This window comes from Pseudomonas sp. AD21 (genome assembly GCF_002878485.1).
GTDB lineage: Bacteria > Pseudomonadota > Gammaproteobacteria > Pseudomonadales > Pseudomonadaceae > Aquipseudomonas.
In genome coordinates, this window is sequence record NZ_NQYG01000118.1 from 1 (window position 1) to 5143 (window position 5143).

The window sequence follows — 5143 nt, forward strand, 5'->3', positions numbered from 1 at the left end:
GGCGGTTGGGCACGTCCCACGGGGTGGCCTGAAAGCGGTTGCGATAGCCTTGATGGAAATCGTCTTTGAGTGCGGTGGTGTCGCTGGTCACCGATTCTTCCAGCACTTGCGGCTGTTTGCCTTCGTGCAGGACTTCGGTGAGCAGCCACAGGTCGTTCCACTTGGCCTTCGGGTGTTCGGTCAGGGCGAGGAAATGGCGGCTGACCAGCAGCGGCTGATCACTCTTGCCTTCGGCGAGCTGGAAGTCGCTGCGGTGGCGGATGATGCATTTTGTAGTCTTGGCATGGGATGCTAAGGTTTGCCCGTTGACGCACCTTATAAGGATATTGCTCGTGTTACGTCAGTCTGTACTTGCCCTTCCTTTCATTGCGCTGCTGCTAGGTTGTGAGGCAGAGTCTGGCTCATTGCCTAGCAGCGAGAGCCTGCCCGCGGAAAAAGTCGCCTCGATTGCGGCGACGATCAAGACAAAATACCCTGATCTTTCCAGTGAAATGCGCGACAAAGTGCTCAACACGGTTGTGAAGTCGATCGACAATATGGTGTTTGTCGAAGGTGGCCAATTTGACATGGGTGACTTTGGCTGGATTTGTGAATATGACGAGAAAGATGTTTGCACTTGGCCATGTGGGCAGGAGCCCGAGCAGCTTTGTAATATAAGCGGAAATGGAGATGATGATTTTGTTCATCCTGTCAAATTAAGCAGTTATTATCTCTCGAAGTTTCAGGCGACGTTGGGAGATTTTGATCTGTTTTTCGTGGCTAACGGTAGACCACTCTATGATGAGGAAGATCGAAAGCGCGAGGATTTGAAAGATCAATATTTACCTGATCTTCCGGCACCTACCCAAAGCTGGCAGGAGGCAAAAAATTACTGTGCATGGATTGGATCTTTAAGTGGTTACGAAGTTGATTTGCCTACAGAGGCCCAGTGGGAGTTTGCGGCCCGTAACCGCGGGCAGCATATCTTGTTCCCCACTAATACTGGAAGCCTGGATTATGGTAAGAACTTCCCCGTTGAAAGTGAAAGTGAAAGCCATCCGGTGAATCGGTTCGCACCTAATCCCCTTGGATTATATGGGCTTGCTGGTAATTCAACTGATTGGGTAAATGATTGGTACGCGGAAGACTACTACAAGATCTCCCCACTCGAAAATCCTCGGGGGCCGAAGTCTGGTGAGCTCAAAGTTAGGCGAGGCTCGAATATCTCAGACGCGCCACTATCTGCCGCCCCGCTTGTTCGTCGTTGGCCTGCGAAGTTAATGCATAAGTATCATTCAAGTACTATGAGTTTTAGATGTGCTATTCAACAAGATAAGCCTCTGTAGTTGTATATGATCAAGGCGCCTGCGGCGCCTTGATCTCAAGCTATTCCGTCAAATAGACGACTGTTTCGGGCGGCCATTAATGTCTTTTCCTTGCGCCAAGAAAGACCCGGCGTCCAAGCGATCATTGTGGCCGGAGATGTTGAGTCATTGTTGGTCGCCAACGATTTTATGAATTGGTTGAATTGCAACTGCTCCGTTCCATCCAGTAGCGCATTGATACGGTTCAGGCTTTTCAATGCATCAACTTTTTTTCCGTCGTTAGAGCAGTGTTCTAATACTTGGATGAAGTGTCGCCATGTACGAATATGGGAGATTAAGAATACAACAGCTTTTTCTTGGTCCTCTGCCCAGCTTTCGACGAAGCTTTCTGTCAGAAGATAGATCATTGGTCCCACTGTTTCGGGTGGCAGAAAGCTGATAGGAATATTCTTGCCATTCACCTTAATGGTTTTATTGTTGAGCAGGTAATTGGCTATTTTTTGCGCTTCGTGCTTGGTTGCAATCCGCTTTTGCCACCATTTTCCCATGTCTTCAACATTATCTGAAAACGCCTTGCCTAACGTTTCGCCTGGCTGGCTGATGACTTGAAAAAGACCCCTAGCCATATAGTTAAAGGCTTCTTCAGTTACAGCCAGTTGATAGTGGAAGTCGGCTTTAGACAATGCATTGCAAAACACATAGATCAAATCACCGATTTTCTCGATGTCCACCGTCGTGCCAAAACCTCCTCCTGCACCTGGCCCAAATACTAGACTGGCTTTACAGTTAATCGCCAAACGATCCGCGCGAATCTCAATATTAAAATCAAAACCCGCCCCAATACCCAGAGCCGCGTTCCCTTCAGCCTTGACTTCAACCAAGCTCGACCAATCCGTACTGCCACTGTCGTTTGCCTGTCCTGCGACGATTTTTCCGGAGCCTTGTTTGGTCGAATCAAGCCATTTCAACGTTCCGGTTACGGTGCCGCCGCCTTGCACGCCGGCGAAAGCGTTACCCTTCACGCCCAGGCTTCCGCCGCGTCGTTTGTCGACAGCAATGTCGGGCGTGCTTAGGAGCGCGGTCGCGCCGGAGGCTTCCGCCTCTTTTGGTTTGTATTGGGCTTTGACACCGGCCTGACCTTGCGCCGTTGCTCCGAGGAAACACGACAACTCCACCTTGCCTTCGAGTCGGAAAACACCGATATCGCTGACGACTTCCTTACCCTCGGCATTGCGGTAGGGCATTCGTACCACATAGCCGCCTTGGTCAGGGAAGAAACCCTTGAGCGCTACGGAGCCTTCGGCCAACGAGATCGCTGCGCTGCCCTTGACGCCAAGTTCGATGTTGCCTTTGCCCGGTTCCCAACTGTTGATCCCGGCGCTGGCTGTTGCGGCAAAACGGAATGCATGGGCCTCGGCAGATACCGCATATTGCGCCGAGTCCGCTTCGTTAGAGGTCCAGGAGCATTCTTTGTGCAGTGCGTTGAGCAGGTTGTCGTCTTTGCTCGTCCACGAGGTGAGTTTAGCTTCGAGGCTACCGAGAGGGCTGGTTTTGCGGCCATCGGAGACAGCTGTTCTGATGTCCTTGATCAGATTTTTGGCAAGGTTCTTATCGAACGGTTTGCCTTGCATCACTGTGGTAGGAACTTTGACGCTCCAGGTGAACTGCTGGCGAGTACGAACAGGGATGTAGTGACGTCGAGTCGGGTCACGGAAGGAAATGTATTCGACCGTTGTGATGCCGGTTTTTACCTGCTTTCCCTTCTGGATATCAGAGGCTTTTCCCTTGCCATGCTTGATGTCCGGCGCGGCACTGTTGGCACTCGTGGAACTGTCGCCGGCTTCAGCCTTTCCTTGCGCGGCGATGCGGGTCCGCAGGGATTGAATCTCAGCATTCAGTTCGGCGACTTTTTGGTCTCGCAAACCTCGCCAGTTTGTCTCCAGATAGTTGCCCTCGAAGGCCGGCATGGGGGTATAGCGTTGATACCAATCACGGGCCTTTTGCACAGTCGCCAGTTGGCCTTGCAGATCTTCCTTGCGTTCGATAATGGTTTTAGGTTTTTCCACTGGAGGAGGGGAGCGCTGCAACAGGCCGGCTTCTTCAGCCTTGGCGTTCCACTTATCCTTTACGCAACTCGTGCAGGAGCAAGACGCCCGGGGATCTTTGGTCTTGGTGCACTTGCTGGCTTCGGTCGCGCTGGCCAGATTTTGATGCAGCTCGTCCATCAGCTTTTTGACGAAGTCGGACTGCTGCTTGAGCTCGTTCGATTCCTTTTCCGTCAGTATGTAGAAGTGCTCTTCGCCGGTGATATGGATGACTTCGACAAGTTCATCCTTGCACTCAATGGCGCCTTTGACGGCAGTGGTGCTCTGGTTCTCTGCGTGTTTGGGAGGCGGCAGAGCTTTGGCCGAAGCGGTTGGGAGCTTCAACGTCCAGCCGGTCTTGATGTGGTTGGGGTCAGTAATGATCGGATTCAGTGCCCGCAGATCTGCCGCGGAGCATTTGTTCGCGGCGGCAATGCTGCCAAGAGTGTCGCCGCTCTTAACGGTGTAGGTGTCGCTCATTGCTCGTCGTCCTTGTAGTTACAGACTTTCCAGTTGGGTCAGCTTGTCACCCAGCGCGATATCGTCACGGGCCAGCAGTTCTGCGTCGGGCGAGCGTGCCCAGAAAGTGTCTCCGCGCATAATGGCCAAGCGTAGCCAGCGTTCCTGATCGGCCATTTGCTCGTACCCCATAGCCTGGCCCGCCAGCAGTTGTCGGTGGACGAATTCAACGGTGTCCTTCGGCGGCAATGCGTCGCGGTAGTCGTCGGCAAAACGGGTGGCAATGACTTTCAACCGTCCCTGCTCTATTAGCGTCTGCCGTTGCGGGCTCAAATACAGCCATGCAGGTGGCTGGACAACTGTTTCCGGACTGTGCGGCGCCTTGGCGTAATATCGCCAGCCGATTTCGTTTCGCCAGGCCAAGCTAGTGAACGGGCCGAGAAATTGCGTTCTTTCGGCTTCGTCGAGACTCAACAGCAAGGGTTCCAGCCAGCGCGGGTCAAAGAAACGCATCATCTGTTGTGGTTCATCATCGGTACGTACCGTCAGCAGGCTGCGCCAGTGCTCCACGCCCTGATCCAGAGACTCCGGGTTACTCAGCCAGGCGACACAGCCAGCATCCGCCTGTTCCAGCAAACCACCGAGGAAATCTGCGGCTGCTCCTTTGTCTGGACATAGGACTGCGTAGGGACCGGCAGGCTGAAGATCTGCGTATGGCGTTCCTGTGAACAGCGGTATGCAACTGGGCCGGGATTGCCCGTCACCCTGATACAAGTGGCTCAACAGGTCCGGATCACAACTTCGATCCAGAATCAGACACATGACACCCGTTGTTGCAGGCTGCTTGAAGGGTGATTCAATGGAAGCAATCATGCTGAAGCGCCCGGTTGGTGAATGGGACAGCAACCTGTTGAGTCCAGATGACACGATGGCGTCGGTAGCAATACGCCAGCTTTTGACTGTGCCTTGAATGAACCCAATGAAGGTTTGACAACCTGGCCGGCCTTGTCGGCGTCGGCCGGTTTGAGGATTCCGGGCATCAGCGGGGGGGCGCCGGTGCCGCTGCCGGGGCTGCCGCCGGAGTTCATGTTGATCACCGGGCCACTCATGGTCACACCACCAGCATCAATCTTGATGAAGCTGCCGCCGCCGATCAGGGTCAATTCGGCGCCGGCTTCCATCACCACTTTCATGCCGCTGCTGAGGTGGATTTCCTGGCCGGCGTCGATGAATTGGCCGGTGCCGATCTTGATGTGCTGATTGACGCCGACGGTGAGGTGGTCATTCGCCCGCGCT

The 5143-nt window shown here is 53.7% G+C and carries 3 protein-coding genes and 2 pseudogenes; 1 reads left to right on the forward strand and 4 read right to left on the reverse strand.

Translation table 11 applies throughout. From position 1 onward, the window contains the following. Nucleotides 1-271 (reverse strand): annotated as a pseudogene (locus PseAD21_RS29150) (type VI secretion system tip protein VgrG); the annotation flags it as partial. 61 nt (nucleotides 272-332) lie between these two features. On the opposite strand from PseAD21_RS29150, the gene PseAD21_RS29155 reads away from it, so the two are divergent. Continuing rightward, nucleotides 333-1325, forward strand: coding sequence for an SUMF1/EgtB/PvdO family nonheme iron enzyme (locus PseAD21_RS29155; protein WP_256588271.1), 993 nt, complete (start codon nucleotides 333-335; stop codon nucleotides 1323-1325). 35 nt (nucleotides 1326-1360) lie between these two features. Here PseAD21_RS29155 and PseAD21_RS29160 read toward each other — a convergent pair whose 3' ends face one another. The 3 genes and pseudogenes from PseAD21_RS29160 to PseAD21_RS30135 form a co-directional block, all read right to left on the reverse strand. Then, a complete protein-coding gene (locus tag PseAD21_RS29160) occupies nucleotides 1361-3868 on the reverse strand; it encodes a LysM domain-containing protein (RefSeq protein WP_102359150.1) in 2508 nt (835 codons plus the stop codon). A gap of 18 nt (nucleotides 3869-3886) precedes the next feature. Beyond that, on the reverse strand, nucleotides 3887-4720 hold the full coding sequence (locus tag PseAD21_RS29165) for a DUF4123 domain-containing protein (protein WP_102359151.1): 834 nt from the start codon (nucleotides 4718-4720) through the stop codon (nucleotides 3887-3889). Continuing rightward, a pseudogene (locus tag PseAD21_RS30135) lies at nucleotides 4717-5143 on the reverse strand (DUF2345 domain-containing protein); the annotation flags it as partial. The pseudogene PseAD21_RS30135 and the gene PseAD21_RS29165, both read right to left, overlap by 4 nt.

Excerpts from the sequence above, each read along its gene's own strand:
- PseAD21_RS29160 (WP_102359150.1), bottom strand. The coding sequence starts at position 3,868 with ATGAGCGACACCTACACCGTTAAGAGCGGCGACACTCTTGGCAGCATT.
- PseAD21_RS29165 (WP_102359151.1), bottom strand. The coding sequence starts at position 4,720 with ATGATTGCTTCCATTGAATCACCCTTCAAGCAGCCTGCAACAACGGGT.